21 protein-coding genes and 3 pseudogenes are annotated in these 18837 nt (G+C 53.3%); 12 read left to right on the forward strand and 12 right to left on the reverse strand.

The features are described from left to right. Positions 1-2: 2 nt before the first annotated feature. Complete coding sequence (locus ACLI1O_RS11170; protein ID WP_023018163.1) at positions 3-641, reverse strand: response regulator; 639 nt, start codon at positions 639-641, stop codon at positions 3-5. Positions 642-678: 37 nt separating this feature from the next. Next, complete coding sequence (locus tag ACLI1O_RS11175) at positions 679-1842, reverse strand: sensor histidine kinase (protein ID WP_284771242.1); 1164 nt, start codon at positions 1840-1842, stop codon at positions 679-681. On the opposite strand from ACLI1O_RS11175, the gene ACLI1O_RS11180 reads away from it, so the two are divergent. Beyond that, positions 1841-2371, forward strand: a complete 531-nt coding sequence (locus ACLI1O_RS11180; RefSeq protein WP_284771243.1) for a DUF2020 domain-containing protein — start codon at positions 1841-1843, stop codon at positions 2369-2371. The genes ACLI1O_RS11175 and ACLI1O_RS11180 overlap by 2 nt on opposite strands. On the opposite strand, the gene ACLI1O_RS11185 is transcribed toward ACLI1O_RS11180, so the two are convergent. Further along, on the reverse strand, positions 2368-2520 hold the full coding sequence (locus ACLI1O_RS11185) for a hypothetical protein (RefSeq protein WP_284771244.1): 153 nt from the start codon (positions 2518-2520) through the stop codon (positions 2368-2370). The two genes, ACLI1O_RS11180 and ACLI1O_RS11185, sit on opposite strands and share 4 nt — an antisense overlap. Then, positions 2520-3182 carry a class E sortase gene (locus tag ACLI1O_RS11190; RefSeq protein WP_284771245.1) on the reverse strand — a complete coding sequence of 221 codons (663 nt, stop codon included), beginning with the start codon at positions 3180-3182 and terminating at the stop codon, positions 2520-2522. Before ACLI1O_RS11190 ends, ACLI1O_RS11185 begins: the two co-directional genes overlap by 1 nt. Positions 3183-3217: 35 nt before the next feature. Between ACLI1O_RS11190 and yidC the strand changes: the two genes are divergently transcribed. Then, a complete protein-coding gene (gene yidC, locus ACLI1O_RS11195; RefSeq protein ID WP_284771246.1) occupies positions 3218-4162 on the forward strand; it encodes a membrane protein insertase YidC in 945 nt (314 codons plus the stop codon). On the opposite strand, the gene ACLI1O_RS11200 is transcribed toward yidC, so the two are convergent. The 3 genes from ACLI1O_RS11200 to ACLI1O_RS11210 form a co-directional block, all read right to left on the reverse strand. After that, positions 4119-4727 (reverse strand): TetR/AcrR family transcriptional regulator, encoded by a 609-nt coding sequence (locus ACLI1O_RS11200; protein WP_349839251.1) that lies wholly within the window; start codon positions 4725-4727, stop codon positions 4119-4121. The genes yidC and ACLI1O_RS11200 overlap by 44 nt on opposite strands. Positions 4728-4805: 78 nt before the next feature. Next, positions 4806-5045: a GlsB/YeaQ/YmgE family stress response membrane protein gene (locus ACLI1O_RS11205; RefSeq protein ID WP_411706868.1), complete on the reverse strand. Its 240-nt coding sequence runs from the start codon at positions 5043-5045 to the stop codon at positions 4806-4808. Between the two features lie 177 nt (positions 5046-5222). Further along, positions 5223-6122 carry a universal stress protein gene (locus ACLI1O_RS11210; RefSeq protein ID WP_284771248.1) on the reverse strand — a complete coding sequence of 300 codons (900 nt, stop codon included), beginning with the start codon at positions 6120-6122 and terminating at the stop codon, positions 5223-5225. A gap of 120 nt (positions 6123-6242) precedes the next feature. On the opposite strand from ACLI1O_RS11210, the gene ACLI1O_RS11215 reads away from it, so the two are divergent. After that, a complete protein-coding gene (locus ACLI1O_RS11215) occupies positions 6243-7289 on the forward strand; it encodes a pseudouridine synthase (protein ID WP_411707044.1) in 1047 nt (348 codons plus the stop codon). 195 nt (positions 7290-7484) lie between these two features. On the opposite strand, the pseudogene ACLI1O_RS11220 reads toward ACLI1O_RS11215, so the two are convergent. Continuing rightward, positions 7485-7745: pseudogene (locus ACLI1O_RS11220) on the reverse strand (integrase core domain-containing protein); the annotation flags it as partial. 36 nt (positions 7746-7781) lie between these two features. Next, positions 7782-9085 (reverse strand): annotated as a pseudogene (locus ACLI1O_RS11225) (IS256 family transposase). A 139-nt stretch (positions 9086-9224) separates the two neighbouring features. On the opposite strand from ACLI1O_RS11225, the gene ACLI1O_RS11230 reads away from it, so the two are divergent. The 4 genes from ACLI1O_RS11230 to ACLI1O_RS11245 all read left to right on the forward strand — a co-directional run bounded on the left by ACLI1O_RS11230 (position 9225) and on the right by ACLI1O_RS11245 (position 12669). Beyond that, positions 9225-9407: an integrase core domain-containing protein gene (locus ACLI1O_RS11230; protein WP_349819741.1), complete on the forward strand. Its 183-nt coding sequence runs from the start codon at positions 9225-9227 to the stop codon at positions 9405-9407. 657 nt (positions 9408-10064) lie between these two features. Next, a complete protein-coding gene (locus tag ACLI1O_RS11235; protein WP_284771361.1) occupies positions 10065-10532 on the forward strand; it encodes a hypothetical protein in 468 nt (155 codons plus the stop codon). 496 nt (positions 10533-11028) lie between these two features. Next, positions 11029-11181, forward strand: a complete 153-nt coding sequence (locus tag ACLI1O_RS11240) for a hypothetical protein (RefSeq protein ID WP_284771360.1) — start codon at positions 11029-11031, stop codon at positions 11179-11181. A 250-nt stretch (positions 11182-11431) separates the two neighbouring features. Continuing rightward, positions 11432-12669, forward strand: a protein-coding gene (locus ACLI1O_RS11245; RefSeq protein WP_411701846.1) for an IS3 family transposase whose coding sequence is annotated in 2 segments (ribosomal slippage) — positions 11432-11759 and positions 11759-12669 — 1239 coding nt in all. Because the reading frame shifts where the segments join, the coding sequence is not laid out codon by codon here. On the opposite strand, the gene ACLI1O_RS11250 is transcribed toward ACLI1O_RS11245, so the two are convergent. Next, positions 12609-13841 (reverse strand): IS256 family transposase, encoded by a 1233-nt coding sequence (locus ACLI1O_RS11250; RefSeq protein WP_411706869.1) that lies wholly within the window; start codon positions 13839-13841, stop codon positions 12609-12611. The two genes, ACLI1O_RS11245 and ACLI1O_RS11250, sit on opposite strands and share 61 nt — an antisense overlap. A 210-nt stretch (positions 13842-14051) precedes the next feature. Between ACLI1O_RS11250 and ACLI1O_RS11255 the strand changes: the two are divergent. Then, positions 14052-15210 (forward strand): annotated as a pseudogene (locus ACLI1O_RS11255) (IS3 family transposase). Here the strand turns inward: ACLI1O_RS11255 and ACLI1O_RS11260 are convergent. Further along, positions 15117-15593, reverse strand: a complete 477-nt coding sequence (locus tag ACLI1O_RS11260; protein WP_284783813.1) for a Type 1 glutamine amidotransferase-like domain-containing protein — start codon at positions 15591-15593, stop codon at positions 15117-15119. The pseudogene ACLI1O_RS11255 and the gene ACLI1O_RS11260 sit on opposite strands and share 94 nt — an antisense overlap. A 102-nt stretch (positions 15594-15695) precedes the next feature. Here ACLI1O_RS11260 and ACLI1O_RS11265 point away from each other — a divergent pair, with 102 nt between their 5' ends. Beyond that, a complete protein-coding gene (locus tag ACLI1O_RS11265; RefSeq protein WP_284771340.1) occupies positions 15696-16319 on the forward strand; it encodes a hypothetical protein in 624 nt (207 codons plus the stop codon). A 318-nt stretch (positions 16320-16637) separates the two neighbouring features. Here the strand turns inward: ACLI1O_RS11265 and ACLI1O_RS11270 are convergent, their stop codons facing one another. After that, positions 16638-17114, reverse strand: coding sequence for a hypothetical protein (locus ACLI1O_RS11270; RefSeq protein ID WP_284771339.1), 477 nt, complete (start codon positions 17112-17114; stop codon positions 16638-16640). A 313-nt stretch (positions 17115-17427) separates the two neighbouring features. Between ACLI1O_RS11270 and ACLI1O_RS11275 the strand changes: the two genes are divergently transcribed. The 3 genes from ACLI1O_RS11275 (at position 17428) to ACLI1O_RS11285 (ending at position 18729) form a co-directional block, all read left to right on the forward strand. After that, positions 17428-17658, forward strand: coding sequence for a hypothetical protein (locus ACLI1O_RS11275; RefSeq protein WP_284771338.1), 231 nt, complete (start codon positions 17428-17430; stop codon positions 17656-17658). Positions 17659-17789: 131 nt separating this feature from the next. After that, on the forward strand, positions 17790-18032 hold the full coding sequence (locus ACLI1O_RS11280) for a hypothetical protein (protein ID WP_349839478.1): 243 nt from the start codon (positions 17790-17792) through the stop codon (positions 18030-18032). Then, a complete protein-coding gene (locus tag ACLI1O_RS11285; RefSeq protein WP_411706870.1) occupies positions 18007-18729 on the forward strand; it encodes a hypothetical protein in 723 nt (240 codons plus the stop codon). Before ACLI1O_RS11280 ends, ACLI1O_RS11285 begins: the two co-directional genes overlap by 26 nt. Positions 18730-18837 lie beyond the last annotated feature (108 nt).

An 18837-nucleotide genomic window follows, 5' to 3' on the forward strand; every position in this document is an offset into this window, starting at 1 on the left:
GTTCAAAGCACGCCCTGTTCCCTAGCGGCCGCCACCGCGGACGTGCGGGAGCGCACACCCAATTTGTCATAAATGTGCACCAGGTGGGACTTCACCGTGGCCTCAGAAAGCATGAGGTCGTGGCCAATTTGCCGGTTCGAGGCCCCCGCCGCCACCAGTTGCAAAACCTCTAGCTCGCGCGGGGTCAGCGAGGTGCGGGGCGTGCGGACTCGGGTCATGAGGCGATCGGCCACGATGGGCGAGAGCGCCGAGTCCCCCTCCGCCGTCGAATGGACGGCATCCAAAAGCTCCTGCGGTGGAGCGTCTTTTAGGAGGTAGCCCACCGCGCCTGCTTCGATAGCGCCGAGGATATCCGCATCGGTGTCGTAATTGGTGATGACCAACACCTTGGGCGGCGTGCTCATGGAGGAACGAATCTGCGCGGTGGCTTCGACGCCACCCATAACGCGCGTTCCCTCCAGGCCCGCCCCGAAGCGCAGGTCCATGAGGATGACATCGATACCGCCTGCTTGTGCCGCAGACACAGCGGCCTCCGCCGTCGCTACCTCGCCCACGACGTCGATATCTTCGGCACCTTCAAGCACCGAACGCAGCCCCAGCCGCACAATCTCGTGGTCATCTGCCAAAAGGACCCGAATCACGACATCCCTCCTATCGATGTTTTTCTCAACCAAAAGTTTAATCTACCGCCTTATCAAAGGGCACACTAACTGACACAGCCGTTCCCTCCCCCGGCGCGGATTCTATGATCACCTCGCCGCCCAGCTCCTGCGCACGGCGCTGCATGGCAGAAAGGCCAATATGCCCCAGACCCGCCGGCGCGCTTTCCACCATCGCGGGATCAAAACCCTGCCCATTATCCACCACATCCACGCGCACCTCGTCGGTTTCATAGGTGACGGTGATCCGGGCGCGGCTGGCGTGGGCATGCTTGACGATGTTCCCCACCGCCCCCTGTGCAATCCGCAATAGCGCCGCCTCTATTTTCATCGGCAGCTGTTGCTCCGCGCCCTCGCTTTCGACCTCCACCTGGAACCCCGCCGTAGCGGCGAAGTTTTCCGCCATGCGCGTCAGCGCCGCCTCAAGGGATGTCTCCGTCAGTGTGGGAGGCTGCAGCGCCGCAATCATGGCCCGCGCCTCATGCAGGTTATCCGCCGCGGCCCGCCGGGCGAGCTCAATGCGCCGCCGGGCGGCGGCAATGTCGTGTTTATCCAGATCCCGGTCGGCGGAGTGCAGGAGCATCTGAATTGATGACAACCCCTGGGCCAAGGTGTCATGAATCTCATGGGCGATGCGCTGGCGTTCGGCCACCATGCCGGCGTCTCGTTCCGTGGCCGCCAATTGCGTACGGGTTTCTACTAGCTCCCGGTTCATGCGCGATAAGGTGCGAAACGCATAGGTAATCGCCACGGTTACTAGTGCCGAGACCGCCGGTCCCATCACTCCACCAAAGGTCAGACCTCCCGGTATCTGCACCACGACAGTGAGCACGGTCGCACCGATGACACACAGGATACCTGCGGTCACATCCAGCACCGTCAGGTACAAAAAGTACATGACGAATACCAGATAAATGGCGGCGGGAGCCACGAAAAGATCCGCACCCCATAACACCGTCAGGATGCTTATCCACAAGTAGCGCATGGGCCGCGGCCACTGCTCCGCATAGATCGATCCCGCAAAGTAGACGGCCGCGAACCCCACCAATAGCAATAGGTTAATAAGGGACTGCGATAGCGGCATTTTCACCGAAGTAAAAATACCCACCACTAACAGGACCGCAGTCAAGAAATGAATGCCGGTACGCAGTGCATCAGAATCCCGATCTAATGTGGAGCTCATGCGCAAAAGCCTACTTGTCCTTCTCGCCCTGACCGGAATAGGGATCGCGGGATGCCAGACCGAACAAGCAGACCAGACCGAACCGGAACACGAGGTGACACCGGAAAGCGCCGCCATCAACGTCGCACAGACCGCAGAGGTCAACGAGTGGAGCGATTGCCCCTATATCGATCCCGGCTGGTTGGAAAATACCAATGGCGAGCGTCTTACCAAGCAGGGCATCGACACGCGCTTTCCCACCCCCGCGTGCGTCTTCTGGTCTTATCAAGACCACCCGCAAGCTACCGTCATCGTGCGCGAGATGCCCACTGTAGAAGACGCCCGCGCCGCGGTGGATTGGGCCGCGCCAATCGATGCCACCGAGCCCGCCTCCTTTGCAGGCTGGGAAGGCGGACGGGGCATCGTCAATGAGCAGGCCGTCTATGCCGTGCAAAAGGATACCCACGCGGTGCTGGTGTGGAGCAATCAGCAACAGACCTTCAAGTCCGAGCAGATTGCTCAGGAAGCCATTGCCAATTTAGGGCTTTAAACCGCGACGTCGTTATAGGGCATCATCGGCGAAACCCAGGGGAAGACAACCTCCATGAGGAGGAAGAAGATTCCCACCGCAATGGCGATGGCGAGCAGCGCCTTCACTGGCTTCGGTCCTGGCAATAGATTCCACAAAGCGCGATACATTACTTAGCTTCCTTTCCAACTTCCATCGCGTGCACGATCATGCGCTCGGCGTTGGAAAATTGCGGGTGACAGGTAGTCAGAGTCAGCATTCCCCGCGTGGGGTCCGCTTCAGTTCCTGGGACGGGGTCGATCACTGAGACATCGCCAGGCGTGGTGATGTGCCTGCCTGCAACATGGCTATATTCTTCTGGTACTTCATCGAAGCAATCCGCATGCTCGCCATCGATAGGCAGCACCTTGTAAGTAATCTTTTCCGTTTGGGTTTCGATGATAACGTCATCGCAGGTGTGCAAAGAACCCAAATCATTAAATGGGGCACCCTTGCCTACGCGGTGCCCAGCCACCGCAAAATTCCCCGTCTCACCTGGCATTTGTGTGTCCTCATAGTGACCAGGTCCGCGTAGAAGATCATCATCATCCGTGCCTTGAATGATGGCAAAATGATAATCCGAGCCAAAGGCTGGGATGTACATCTGTGCGAAAGCCTCTCCCAAATCTGGGTCCACTTTCTCCCGGGGGTTGCGCCACTGCTCTTCTAATTTTGCATTAGCTTCATCTTGTAAGCGCCCTGATTCCACATTCGTCCAATAGGCTTCATAGAATGCAAATAGAACTAAAACCAAACCAATGGTTAGCATGAGTTCGCCCAGAACTTTTGTCATGTCCTAAACCATACTTCCTCTCCGAAAGGAAAACCATGTTCGAGTTCTTCATGTACCCGGTTTCCGGAATCATGAAATTCTGGCATTGGCTGATCAGCGGCTTCGTTGATGAATCCGCTGCATGGCTTGTCTCCATTTTCCTTTTGGTACTCACCGTGAGAGGCATCGTTATCCCCCTCAACTGGATGTCGCTGCGCTCCGCACGCATCGGTGTCCTCATGCGTCCGGAGAATAACGATATCTCTAAGGAAATGAACCAGGCCAGCACCAAAGAGGAAATGGCTGCGCTCATCAAGAATCAGCAGGATCTCATGAAGAGCTATAACTACAAACCTGCTGCTGGCTGCATCCCACCGCTCATCATGATTCCGGTTTTCATTGGTTTGTACCAAGTAATCCTTCGGATGTCGAAAATCGATCAGGACTCAAAGACCGTCGGCATGCTCAATGCTGACGACGTCGCCGCCTTTCGTGAAACCACATTCTACGGTGCCCCAATCACTGACTTCGCCCGCGATCACGGCGATCTTCTTAATCCCGTCCTCATTGCTGCCATCGTCTTTACCATGGCGAATTCCATCATCGCCCTAATCCGCAGCTTCCTCACCACGCAATTCGATCTAAAACTAAACCGCCGCATATTCATTTTCATGGGCATTTTGCTCATCATCGTGCCCTTCTTCCTCTGGCACCTAGCTCATAATGGCCCCATTCCCGTCGCCATCATTATTTATTGGGCCTGTGCATATTGGATTACCCTCATTCAGACCATCATCTTCGAAATCATGCTGCGCGAGTTCTACCCGCTTACAGATGAAGTAAATGCGATGCGCCGTGAGAGCCTTCAAAATTGGCGGAATAAAGAAAAACAACCCGCTCTTTCCAAGGAGGAGAAAAAGCGGGTCAACCGGCTGCGCATTGAGGCGCGCAAGCACCTTAAATCGAATAATCAGCAGGAGGAGCCGAAAGCATCTGAGTAGCTAGCTCGCGGGCGGTATAGAGTGGCCCTGCTTCTTTGGTCAGGCGGGATCCGGCGAGACCGCCATCGAGGAAAATCAAGAGCTGGCTTGCTTGGGAGGCCGAGGGATAACCGTTGCGCTCCGTCAACAGAGCCGTCAAGGTAGAGTGCACCCAATTGCGATGCTGCATGCAGGCCGCGACGATGCCGCGCTCCGAATCCGTTTCAGGCCGCGGGTACTCGCCCGCTGCATTCAAGAAGTGCGAACCGCGGAATCCTTCCTCCGGCTCTTCCTCAATGACCTTGTCAAAAAAGGCCAAGATCTTTTGGTCCGGATCCTGCATGGCAGCCGTCCGCTGCTCCCAGTCCTGGCGGAATTGTTCATCCAAGGACTCTACGTAGGCAATAACCAAGGCATCCTTGGAACCAAACAAGGAATATAGGGATGCCTTGGCCACATCCGCTTCGCGCAAGATGCGGTCAATACCGATGACGCGAATGCCCTCAGATTTAAAGAGCTTTGTTGCAGATTCCAGCAATCGACTCCGCGGGCTGGGGCGATTGCGGCGCGACTTCTTCTCTGCCATGGATTCCTCTCTACAACGACAAAACCGGTTCATCTATACTTTATAGACAAACCGGTATGTACGCTAGTTATATGCGGACTATTGTTTCACCTTGTCCACAATCCACAGCAAGATGCAAGCACCCGCGGTGGCAGCGACGATGGAGAAGATCCAACCACCGCTAGCCTCAATATTCAGCAGCTGGATAATGATGCCACCGATAACACCCACCACCAGGTTGGTAAACAAGCCGTGGTCACGCTTCATAATCTTCTCTGCCAGCCAACCGGCAATGATACCAACAATGATTGAAGTAAATAGACCCAAACCTAGTCCCATGATTTCCTCCTAATATAAACGTATCGAATACTTCCCAGTTTAAACCCCTGTGACTCAAGTGGCGATAACAAATGCGACACATTTGTATAGCAAAGTGGCTTTAAAACACCAGAAGCGCTCCACTCCTGGCTCTAAAAGCCGGGAGAAGAGCGCTGGGAAGTCAGGCTAGCGAATGATTTAGCCTTCGTCGTCTGGGCGTACCACCATCATCGGGCACGGTGCAGACTGCAGCAATGCGCGGGAGGTAGAGCCAAGGACCATGCCCTTGAATCCACCACGGCCGTGGGAACCAACGACGAGAAGCTGCGCACCTTCGGCGGCCTCCGTCAACGCACGGACGGGGCGGTCACGGGTGATCTGCTTCTTCACCTCAACATCTGGGAACTCTTCGCGCGGTTCCTTCAGGTTTTCTTCCAGCACCTCAGCTTGTTCCTTTTCAATCTCTGACCACTCAGACTGAGCTGCAGAGAGGCCGGCGAGGGATGCCTGGATTTGCATATCCATCCAGGTGTGCACGGCAACGAGGGCCGCGCCGCGAGCCTGGGCTTCGCGGAAAGCATAGGAGGTTGCCTTCTGAGAAACCTCGGAACCGTCCACGCCAACGACAACTGGGCCGTATTTGGTGGAGTCGGTGACGTTATTATCTTCACGAACCACAACTACCGGGCAAGCGGCGTGGGAAACAACTGCGGCGGAGACAGACCCCATGACCATGCCGGACAGGCCGCCCATGCCGCGCGAACCCATCACGACCATGGTGACGTCTTGAGACATTTCCAAGAGCATATCGATGGGGGAGCCCTCTGCGATGGTGTGCCCAATCTTGAGCTCTGGGGCTACCTCGTGAGCGATTGCACGAGCTTCCTCAATCTTTTCCAGGGTGTCGTCCTGCAAGTCATCGTAGAGATCCTTCGGCGGAACCATACCTTCTGCATACAGGAATTGCGGTATGGTGTAGCTCGATGCGATGCGCAGCGGGATTTCCCTCTTCATCGCCGTATTTGCCGCCCAACGGACGGCGTTCTTTGAGGCGTCAGAGCCGTCGACGGCGACGACTACAATGTCTTCCTTAGCCATGATCTTTCCTTTCAGTGGTTATAACTTAATTATAGTACGGATTAGGCTTAATGGTTGACAGTTGCAGGATCAGAATTGGACGGAGAGAAAATTTCGAGGAGCGTTCGGAATACGTCCCATATCACCGCGCCAATTCCGTCATTGAAAAAAGCCAGCACCTGGTCCGCGAGAGAATTAATATCCATGTCAAACACACTAATACACCACAAAAAAGGATTCAGCCCTTTGCCCATTAAAAATGGGCTGAACCCCACGCGCGTACGTACGCCGGAGGAAGGTCTCAGCACCTGGGATTTTCTCAGCGAAGTCATCTCCTCGCAGCGCCACCGCCACCCTAATGATGATGCACAGGCACTGCGTGACCGATTCACCGCGGGCGAGGTAGTCCTGCGCGATCAAACTCCCCTAAAGCCAGGTACCGTGCTCGGCAAAGATGTCGATGTCTTCTTCTACCGCATCCCCGCACCAGAAGCACCCGTGCCTTATGACATCCCCATCATCTATGAAGATGACAACATCCTGGTAGCCGATAAACCCCCATTCATGGCCACCATGCCGCGCGCCCGGCATATCGTCGAAACCGCCACCGTACGCCTTCGCCGTTCCACCGGAATTAACGAATTAGTGCCGGCACACCGCCTCGACCGCCTCACCTCCGGCCTTCTTCTATTTACCAAGCACAAGGACGTCCGCGGCGCCTACCAGTCCCTCTTTGCAGAAAAGAAAGTTCACAAAACCTACCAGGCGGTCGCGGAATTCCGCCGCTTGCCGACGCCCCTCCGATGGTCCTCCCACCTAACTAAAACGCCCGGTGAAATCCAGGGCCGGATAGCAGATGGTGAACCAAATGCTTTCACCACACTAGAATCGGTAGAACCCATTGATAAGGCCCCTTACGAAAAGGTTCACGGTTCACTAGCTGACCTCGGCATCTACACCCTAAAACCACAGACTGGGAAGACCCATCAATTGCGGCTGCACATGTGGCAGGCGGGCGTACCGATCCTCGGCGATCCCGTCTACCCCACGATTTTCCCTGAGGAAGCTGAAGACATGTCCGTACCCATGCACTTAACAGCAACGGACTTAGAATTCACGGATCCACTCAGCGGAAAGCCGCGCCATTTCATCTCAAGACTTCCATTGGTCATGCACAAATTGCTTTAAGCCTGAAGTGTCCCAGGTTTTGTTCCGTTTGAATAGAGGGGAAAATCTGGAAGGAACTGACCTCCATTTGGTGGCCACCTGATATTCAACCCAGTCGAGTTGGGAAGATGAAGTGCCCCGTGTTTTGTTCCTAGGCATGTGCCTTGATTTCTATTATGGGCCTGACCCCCGGACAGTGGACACGTCGGGGGTTAGCTATGCTGCTTTGGTCAGTGTAGCTGATGTGAGTGCTTCGAAGTCATCGGGAACTAGAAGGTTGCACCACGAGTGTCGCCGGCGCGTGTTGTAGCGCATGCACCACCTAAAGACTTCCTGACGGCAGATAATGGGATTGCCAAAGACTTTCCTATCACGCAAGACTTCCCGCTTTAAGGTGGCGTTAAACGATTCTGCTAGGGCGTTATCTGCACTCGTTCCTACCGCGCCCATGGACTGGCGCACACCCAACGACGAGCAATGAGCGTGTCAAGTTGTTTGTGTGTGGGGCTAGGTTTATAGGTATTTGTCGAAGCGGTCGGGAAAGGCCACGGCCATTTGGTTAATGGCTTGTTTCCAGCCGGAAACTCGGGCTCCTTCCATGAGTCTGCCGGCTGTCGCTAAGACTCGTTTGCCTTGCTTGGCTCTCTTTGCGGCTCGTTTGTCTTCAATATTGCAGATCATCAGCCACAGCGTTTTCAGCGCGGATTCATCGTTGGTGAACTGCACCCTGTTGCGGGTGGCTTTACGCAGCTGGTTGTTAAACGACTCAATGGAATTCGTCGTATAGATGACCTTCCTGGCTGCTGGTGGGAACTGCAAAAATGGCACGAATCTATCCCATGCGTCCTGCCAGACCTTGACCGACTGAGGATACTTCACACCCAGTTCAGAATCGGAAAATTCCTTCAACGCTGCTTCTGCCGTGGATTCATCAGTAGCCGTATAAACCTTCTTCAACGCGGCTGATACAGCGCGGCGATCCCCGTAGGTGACCTGCCGGTTCGCGGCGCGAATCAGGTGCACGATGCAGGTTTGTACCATGGAATTCGGCCAGGTTGCCTCTAGAAGCCTCTGGTAGGCCTTTCAGCCCGTCACAGCAGACAATAAAGACGTCTTTGACCCCGCGGTTAGATAAGTTGGCGCACACGTGTGCCCAAAAGGAAGCACCTTCTTCTTTGGCAATCCACAATCCCAGGATGTGTTTGATGCCGTCGAGGTCCACCCCGATTGCCATGTACGCGGACTTGTTGACTACCCGGCCGCCATCGCGGACTTTAATGCGCAACGCATCCAGGAATATCACGGGGTAGAACTCGTCTAACTGGCGGTTTTGCCACACCATGACCTCATCGCCGACGGCATCAGTTACTGCAGAGATTGTTTCATGGGAGATATCTACCCGCATCGCAGTTGCCATATGATGCTGGATATCCCTAATGGTCATGCCGCCGGCATATAAGCTGACAATCATATCGTCGACATCTGTTAGCCGCCTGGAGCCTTTGAGGGGCCATGGTTGGGGTAAACGTCCCGGCCCGGTCTCGTGGAACATCAATGTTTACTGGCCCGTAATTAGAATCCACGGTCTTTGGATACGACCCGTTGCGGTAATTATCCGTTTCAGCAGTAGCTTTAGCTGCTCTATCACCGGGCTCATAGCCTAGGTGGGTATCCATTTCAGCATTCAAGCCTCTGGTGATTGAGGCTTGTAGCATGCCCCGAACCAAGTCATTGGCATCCGTGGTGGACGTGCCTAGCTCATCAATCAGTTTCGCGATGTCAGGGTTAGCAAGCAGCTTCTTTTCAATCGCATCAATCTTGGCCTTATCAGCTTAGATCTCGTCTCGCCATAGTAGTCATTCTGGTTCATCTCCTTATGCGGGTTGGGTTCCCACACACAAACCATCAGACACTCTCAGCTGAAAACGTTAACGGCCCCTCACAAGAGGCGAACTCATCCATACTCGCAGGTGGAATGATGTTGTCGAGGCAGAAATCGCCACGTTTGAGTGGGTGTCATGGTGGAACGAGGTAAGGCTCCACCAAAGCCTGGGATACCGAACCCCGGCCGAGGTGGAAACCGAATTGTGGAAGAAGAACCCGCCGCAAGTAATAATAGAAATCAAGGCAAATGCCTAGGAACAAAACACGAGGCACTTCACTTTTATAGAAAAAGAGACAATACATAATTAGACTTAGCATTGGTACTCATTGTGTCTAGAAACGAGAGGGTGGAGCTTTGTTCAGTAAAATAGCTAGGATGTCCGCGTCATGCTCCTGCTTGGCATTAGCTATTGCGTTGACTCCTTCGGTGGCGGAGGCATCTACGGTTCCCGCTTCGGTAGAACAATCCGGTGAGAGCGGTGTTTATACACGAGTTGAAAAGCTAGAAGGCGATAGTAGTGCTCCCGCCGCTCAACCGTACGCTGCAACTCCAGACTATGGACCGTGCGTACTCGAGCCTACAGAAGTTCATGTACGAACTAAGACCGGCGATGGTGATGCAAGGATCATCGGTTTTAAGCCGGTGACTAAGTGTAGTCGTCCGGTAACTTCTATCAAACACGAGAGTAAACTTAAGTACCAGTATTGGATGGTATGGAAAGACGCACCATTAAAGTCTGGCGTTCCTACGCGTTCTTACAATCAGGGACAATCCAAACTCGAACAGAAAAACATTGAGTTTCGTTGCAATGGCTTAGTGGATACGAACTTTATTGGCACGACTACGGGAACTATCGTAGACGGTGATAAAACTTACACTGCGACTGTTGACACTGAACCGTTTAGAGAAGCATGCAAGGTTTAACAGGTAGAACTTCAGATAACAGTAACCAAGCTAAAATTTTTGTGCTCTTTGCGCGTATGGAAGCTACGTATGACGAAGAATTTGTCGGAGTAGCTTTAACCAGAGAGCAGGAGCGCGCCATGGGCGAGCATGTTGATTCTTCAGATATGACCTGTTGGGCTGAAGAAGTTCCCCTTCAGGGCTGGAGAGGGAAACTAAACAAGTGCCATTTCCCGAACCTCGTTTATCTCGTTTTTAGAGAAGGATATGCGCAAAATTCCTCCGCGCGCCACCAGGAAATTAGCCCAGATATATTGGCTGCTTTTGCTACGCGTGAAGCAGCTCAAGCTGATGTCGTTTCTCGGCAGAAAAAGGAACCTACATTCTTGCCGAGTGAGTTTCATATATGGGAGGTCGAATTCGGGTCCTTGCTCGAAAAATTCCGTAACCAAGGTCCAGAAATCCCCATGTACTGAGCAGTCCATCTCATCGGCTTTAGATTCTGTTTCAAGGAAGGAACGCAAGCATCTAGACCGATGTCAAGTGGCCGTAGCTCAAATGTGTATCATCTTCGTTCGCAAGCCAGCGTTAACTGGTGGGGTCGACAATTCGTTAATCAAGCCGGCGATCCTAGGATTTCCATCAGCTTCTCGCTGACTTCGTTAATCCTCGCTGGGGTATGGCCTCTCTTCAGTGACACCGTAGTCATTATCGGACCTGGCCCCTGTTTGGTGGACACCTGATATCCAGCCCAGTCGGGCTGGCAAGATTGGTAATCTACCACCATGTCCAGGTACTGAGAACAGTTCAAACGCGATGCCGTGGCCCTCTATGAGAACTCTCGCTGAACTCAGCGTCAGCCGAGCTCGGTATCAACCGTGCCTCGCTTCATTCATGGGTCACCAAGTACGGCACCGGCAAACGTGCCCGCATAAAAGCATTGCAGGATAAAGCTCAAGTAGCGAATGAGTCGTGAGACGGATCCGCCAGTTAGAAAAAGAAAACGCGAAGCTGCGCGAAGAACGTGACATCCTGCGCAAGGCCGCCAAAAATTTTGCTTCAAGCAGGCTCACTGAAGATCTGGGACCTGACCCCCATTTGGTGGACACGGTCAAGTCCGTTTGAGTGGTGTTTCTACCTTTCGATAGAGCATGCAGTGTGATGGTGTCAGGGGCCAGCACGTGCTCGGTGCTTTAACTGGTTCATGCGACCTCCTTGGTGGTGTCAGCGTCTATGACGTTGGCGGTAATCAATGCTTTGGTCTGTTCCAGGCTGGTTAGTGACATGTAGCGGTTTTGCTGGATCGGACCTGACCCCCAGATGGTGGACACCTTGAAACCAGCATCTCGCTGGGGAAGTGAGGTACCTTTCCACCATGCCACGCAAGACCTACACTGAGCAGTTCAAGCGCGACGCAGTCTCGTTGTACGAGTCGACCCCCGGAGCAACGCTCAACGCGATCGCCTCCGATCTCGGGGTCAACCGCAACTCCCTGCGCACCTGGCTCGACGCCTTCGGCACCGGCACCAAAACCAACGCCAACGGTGAAAAAGTCGCCAGCCCCATTGCCGCAGCCAACAGCGCACGCACGCCTGCTGAAGGACTCTCCGACGCCGAACGCATCCGCGTGCTGGAACGCGAAAACGCCAAGCTCCGGGAGGAACGAGAGATTCTCCGCAAGGCGGCCAAATATTTCGCGGAAGAGACGAACTGGTGAACCGCTTCCGGTTCGTTGATGACAACCGAGGCCTCTACGAGGTCAAGCGGTTATGTGAGGTTTTGAAGATCAACCGGTCCTCGTATTACAAATGGAAATCAGCTGCTCCTGCCCGCCGGCGACGCGTCCTTGACGACGCGGTGCTGGGAGCGAGGATCAAGGCCGTGTTCACGGCCGAGAACGGTTGTTACGGGGCGAAACGCGTGACGGCGGCCATCAATTCCGATCCAGCCAACGACGACCTTTTCAATCACAAGCGCACCGCCAGGTTGATGCGCCAGATGGGCCTGTTCGGCTACACCAAAAAACGCCGGGTGAAGACCACCGTGTCTGCGAAACGGGCTCCGAAGTTGCCCGACCTGCTGAAACGCCGGTTCACCGCGGAGAAACCGAACACCATCTACGTCGGCGATATCACGTACCTGCCGATCGCGGACGGGTCGAATATGTACCTGGCCACCGTCATCGACTGCTATTCGCGGCAGTTGACCGGTTTCGCGATCGCCGACCACATGCGCACGGAGTTGGTCGAAGAAGCTCTCACGATGGCCCACGGGGTCCGAGGCAACCTTGACGGGGCGATTTTTCACTCCGATCATGGCAGCGTCTATACCTCTGGGCAATACCGGAAGCTGTGTGAACGATTCGGTGTCACCCAGTCGATGGGAGCAATCGGGACGAGCGCGGACAACTCGTTGGCGGAGTCGTTCAACGCCACGCTGAAACGGGAAGTCCTCCAGGACGAGTCCGTTTTCCCAAGTCAGATCGTATGTCGTCGGGACGTGTTCCGGTGGTGCACGCACTACAACACCAAGCGCTTGCACTCGTGGTGCGGCTATCGCTCGCCGAACGCCTTCGAAGCCGCCGGATCAGCTACACTTACTATCGCATCTTGATTAAATCCCCGTGTCCACTTTCCGGGGTTCGGGCCCATCCAGTCATCGTGTTGTTCTGTTAGGACAGCACCAACAAGGCGCACGACAGCGTCACGATTGGGGAAGATGCCTACAACATCCGTACGTCTGCGGATTTCACGATTGAGCCGTTCAGTAGGGTTATTCGACCAGACTTTCTTCCAGACGGATTTCGGGGCGTTGGTAAAAGCTAAGAGCTCGTCGAGGGCTTCTTCCAGGTAGCTGGCAACGTGGGGGAATTTATCTTCACAAAACGCTACGACCTCACGTGCTTGGGACCACACCGATTCCGAGTCTGGTTGCTGGAATATCGTATGAAACATCGCCGATAGGGTTGGCCACTGGGTCTTGGCAACCATCGAAGACAGGTTTTTAGAAAAGTGCGTTCGACACCGCTGCCAGGACGCATTCGGCAACACGTCACTAATCGCATGCTGGATTCCTAGATGCGCGTCACTGGTGACAAGATAGACCTCATTAAGTCCGCGAGCTTTAAGATCCCTAAAGAACCCAGTCCACGACGCCACAGACTCAGATGTAGCAACCTGCATGCCCAATAGCTCACGATAGCCTTCGGCATTAACCCCGGTAGCCACGAGGACGGAAGCTTTGACCACGCGTCCTCCTTCGCGGACTTTCATGGTCAATGCATCACAGGCAATATACAGGTATGGACCGGTATCGAGTGGTCGGGTACGGAAGTCTTCGACCATCTCGTCCAGGTCTTTAGCCATGTCAGATACCTGCGACTTTGAAAGATTATTAATTCCCAAACTGGCGACGAGATCGTTCATCCTGCGTGTGGACACGCCTTTTAAATAGCAGGTAGCTATTGCGGTTGTTAGTGCTCGTTCTGCCCGAGTGCGTCGTTGCAATAACCAGTCCGGGAAAAATGACCCGGTACGTAGTTTGGGTACAGCGACATCAATGGTGCCAACGCGAGTATCAAGATCGCGGTGGCGGTAGCCGTTGCGGACATTGGTTCGAGACTTAGACGTGGTGGCGTAGTCGGCGCCGCAGATCTGGTCTGCTTGAGTCGATAGGATTTGGTTGATGAATCCTTGAAGCATCTCGCGCATGAGATCTGGGGATGCTTGGGCCAGCAATTCGTCTAAGTAGGTAGTCGGGTCTATAGAATATGGGCTAGCGGCCATCGTGGTTATCCCTTTCGAGGAAGTGTGGTTACGGAATCGAAAGGTACTACGGTGGTCGCCGGCCTCATTCATAAGGGGCCCACCGTCAGTTACAGATACACCACGCTACTGGACGCAACCGTGGACACCTGATATCCAGCCCAGTCGGGCTGGCAAGATTGGTAATCTACCACCATGTCCAGGTACTGAGAACAGTTCAAACGCGATGCCGTGGCCCTCTATGAGAACAATGAGGACCTCTCGCTGAACTCAGCATCAGCCAAGCTCGGTATCAATCGAGCCTCGCTTCATGCTTGGGTCACCAAGTACGGCACCGGAAAACGTGCCCGCATAAAAGCAGTGCACGATCAAGCCCAAGCGGCGAATGATTCTGCGCGAATCCGCCAGCTGGAAAAGGAAGTCTCTAAGCTGCGCGAAGAACGCGATATCCTGCGTAAGGCCGCGAAATATTTTGCTTAAAGCAACTCACTGGTGATCCGCTTCCAGTTTGTCGATGACCACCGAACCGAATACTCGGCTTAAGCGGATGTGCCACGTTTTAAAGCTGAATCGTTCCTCGTTTTACAAGTGGGTGAGCACCCGCAAAAAGCGCAGGTTAAAGATATATTCTGACGGTCTTATTGGTGCAAGAATCACAACCATCTTCGATGATGAGCATGGTCTTTATGGGGCTAAACGCATCGCCGCAAGCCTTAAGGAAGACCCGGTGTATACCCCGGTCAATCACAAGAAGGTTGCACGCATCATGAAAACCATGGGACTAAAAGGCTTTAGCAAACGGCGTCGATGCATCACCACCCGGCGCAAGCCTGGTCACCGTGTCATGCCGGATTTACTAGGCCGTACATTCACCGCCAACGAGCCGAACCGTGTGTATGTCGGCGACATTACCTACCTGCCGTGTAAGGGCGGCAAGAACATGTATTTGGCCACAGTCATTGATACTTATTCGCGTAAACTTGCAGGTTATGCACTCGCAGACCACATGCGTGTCTCACTGGTCATCGATGCCCTAGCCCACGCACATGGTGTGCGCGGCAGTCTTGACGGGGCTATTTTCCATTCTGATCACGGCAGTGTGTACACCTCACAAACCTTTAGGAACTACTGCTCGTCGTTAGGTGTACGCCAGTCCATGGGAGCGGTGGGAACTAGTGCCGATAATGCCCTAGCAGAATCGTTTAACGCCACCTTAAAGCGAGAAGTGCTACGTGATCGGAAAGTCTTTGACAACCCAATTAGCTGTCGCCAAGAGGTCTTCCGGTGGTGCATGCGCTATAACACGCGCCGGCGGCACTCCTGGTGCAACCTTGTGGCTCCTGATGTCTTTGAAACCAAGACTTCGGCTATACTGACCACAGCAGCATAGCTAACCCCCGACGTGTCCACTGTCCGGGGGTCAGGCCCAATCGCCCCAGCAGAGCTTCCCGCATACAACTTTCCATTACGCACGGCGTCAGCAAGAAGCTGATCTGCCCCGGTAGATTTCAGCGCGTGAAGCAAGCGGAATGTTTCACCACTCGCAACATAAACGCAATCAGCTTGCTCAAGCTCATGGCGAAAAACACTCAGCGGTGTCTCTGAAATAGTAAGAGACACCAGCGTATCCGCCACTTCACTAACCTCTTTTAACTCCTCCTGGGCAAATGGAGCCTGTCGCATTTCCACCGCCGCGTCATCTATATAGAGAATTCTTCCAGTCAAATACATGGCGAGATCAGGATGCAGGTAAGAGAAAAGAAGTAACTTCATACAACTCAGCCTACGGCCTAGCGTTTGTAGATCGAGGATACTTGGCTGTGCTCATCTTATACTGCTCAGTGAGCAAGCTCGTAAAAAGAAAGGTGAAATCCGTTGTCGTCAGACGTTCGGCGTTCAAAGAACAGTATAAAGTGGGCATTATTTTTACTAGCGTTCCATCTTGCTGCCGTAACGCTGGATCGTTTTTCGTCGAGGCGACAGGCACGAAATGGGGTGGAAGGCGATAACGAAACTGTCGAAAGCGCCCAAAGTAACACGCAACTGAAAGGGAGTGTTCGGTGGTATTTGGGAATTAATCGCACCATCTGTTTTCTTGTACTTGTAACTACCATTACAGCATGGATTTCCGTGTTGTGTTGTCACAATGAAGAATTCCTGCCATTGGCCGTATTTTCTCTAATTAATGTTTTTATTTTCGGGTATCGAAGCATATGGATGAGCAGTGTAAACAAGCGTGGGTACCAAGTAACTAATGACCCGGATGCCTATTCCCTAGAAAGAACAACCTCTTTGGCTTGGATGCTTTTGATCTTCTTTGTAACAGCTCGCTCTATGGGAATTGACTTGGCGCCGAAAGCGGTGACGGAGACGATTACTACACTAATCCTCCTGACTCCGATCTTTAGTATCTCTGGATCAAGCTGGGGAAAACTAAAAGCAATAAAGCTTAACGGCGACAAAATCGCCTGGCCTTGCCTACCGGGAGGACCCAAATAAAGAAGAAGCGAATGTCATATATTCATGGACCCCATACGCGTATCTACGATCCGCACAAGCGAGACTTTCTCTTCAGCCATAACTGCTAACGTAGTTGCTGAGTTTATCCGCATAATACAGCGAAGCCTGCCTTAACAGTAGATTCATTAGCGATTCTTGTCAGTGACAAGGACTGGGGAAAATAATCTGTGGGAAACTTCAATCTGCAGATAGGAAATAAACACCTCATTGGTTCTAGGGGCGACGACATAACATTCATTATCGGCGTGTAAAAACACGCTTTTACCATTCGAGGGGTCGAGATACCCCCAGTTTTGACTACCACGGGCGTTTAGCTCGCGGAGGCAGGTCTCCTTCAACGCTGCGAATCCAGCGTCCAACCCGCGCCTGGGACGTATGGGCGATCTTTGCGACTTTTGCTTGGGAATAGCCGATGTCGTTGAGTGAGGCTGCGAGATATTTTTGTACCTCGGTCAGCTTTTTTACGGCAGTGGTGATCCGACTCAAGAGGATTTCGTCTTGGGGCGGATAGTTCATTTTTCTCTTCACTTCGTCGTCTGTCGGTTCCCAATTCGGATCTGGGTTTGAGGCTTTGAGTTGATCCTCTGCACTATAGAAGGCCTCCTCTTCCCAAGTATTCATGGCTGTCACTAAATCGACATATTCGAATTTCGCTCCGGGAATCTCATTGATGGTCTTTAGACGCTCCTGAAGTTCCTTCTCAATCGCTTCGACGCGATTTTGTAGGTCGGAAAGGTATTTTTCAACCTCGTCGATATCTATGTTCTTACGCATGTATACGAACCTAATGCTCATCTTTCGGTTTTTCTAGTTTGTTCTTATACGTCTGACACTTCGCGCGCTGTATGTACTAGAGGCGAATAACCGGCACTTTCCGAGAGCCGTGATGTCTGTTTCCTTATTTATGCATCCGTATCCAGCATAAATCGTTTCGATTTGCTTTTTCTATATTGTACGAGTGACACGTCACGCTCTTTCTGTACAATAGTCAAATACCGGTGCTTTTATAGAGTTCTGAACTCTCTGCCCTTGTTCATGCACCGGAGTCAATTAACTTGCCTTTTCTGAATAAAGAAAGGATTTTGTCGTGAAGATACCTTCTTATCTTCTTCCCGTCGGCCAACTCTCTGAGGGGATTGAGGTGAGCAGCGAGCCTCAAGAAGTCGTGACTCGCGATGGTGAGTCGAAAACCTCGCAGGTTTTCCTTGGTCAGGCATGGAAAATAGGCGTCAAGTATGTGTTAAGCGAGAAGAAGACGACGCGGAACGATGTGACCGTCGTGGACAGGGAGACTCGCGATGGTTCGGTGACCGTGTAGTCTCAAGTAAAACCGCTGGTCAGTGAGGGTGACGTCGTGACTTTCGAAAACGTGATGACCGGCGCTTTTGCACCTCAGGACGGAAATGCCGTCCAGTTCGTTCAAGCAACTAACGTTAAGGAGGCCTAAAAATGCTCCACGCCATCAAAAGCACAGCTGGAGACTACGGAGTGTTCGTCGGCGGTTCGGAAGAGTTCAGGAAGTCGCAGGTTGAATCGACTTTTCGTGCTCTGACTTCGCCCTGGAAGTGCGCTTCGTTCATGCGGGAAGTAATCGAGGCTGAAGGCCCGGAGAATTGCGGGTTTACCAGCATGGACGAGGCGACTGATGCTCTAGAGGAGCTTGTGAATGCAGCTGCCGTTGAACGTCGATGAGTTACAGCAGGCTGTCATCTTCTGGTCGATTCGGATAGCCCTGGCCGTTGTCGTTGCCGGCATTGTTTGGCTTGCTCTTGTCAAGCTTTTCCGACGGCGGTGGTTCCGCACTCGCGCGGCGCGCGAGTTGTCGACCAGGAGAAAACAGGTTGAGGAAAAGTTTGAGATGAAGATAAACCGAGTAAGCCGAGACGGCATGGTTCCTATCGCCCCGGGGGATACATCGAAGTGGACTCGTGAGGGGCTGTCGGCGGAGTTGGGCAACCTTCTAAAGACTCCGGTCAAAGTGCTGGTGAAGAGAGGGAAGGTTCAAGTCGTTGACCTGGTGGACTTGCCTTCGACAGTTCGGGGCGTTCCTCGGTACGAGGAAGGCCGGGTCATTCTAGGCCTGTCCGAAGACGGCGAGACCGGCGTTGATCTGAGGGAGCAGTCAGGGGCTGTCGTCGGTGCAATGCCCGGTTACGGGAAGTCCATTCTTTTGCAGCACCTGGTGAGAGCGCTAAGCAGCGCGGGCGCGACCGTGAAGACGTTCGACGGCAAGCGAGAGAAGGCAGAAGACTTCTTACCGGTTTTGAAGAGCATGCAGAAAGTAATGAACAAGCGGCTTTCGTCTGAGTTGGATTTTTGGCGAGATCCTCAGGGGAAAAAGCTGCTCGTCGCTGTCTGCTCGTCGCTGTTGTTGACGAATGTCAGTTAGTGTTTTCTGCTGCGTCGTCGTCAAAAGACGATAAGAAGTCTGCCGACGATTGTACACGACTTGTAAGAGATTTGGTGCAACGTGGCAGGTCAGCCGGGGTGTTTGTTG

It is taken from the genome of Corynebacterium sp. LaCa78, from assembly GCF_046717505.1.
Taxonomy (GTDB): Bacteria; Actinomycetota; Actinomycetes; order Mycobacteriales; family Mycobacteriaceae; genus Corynebacterium.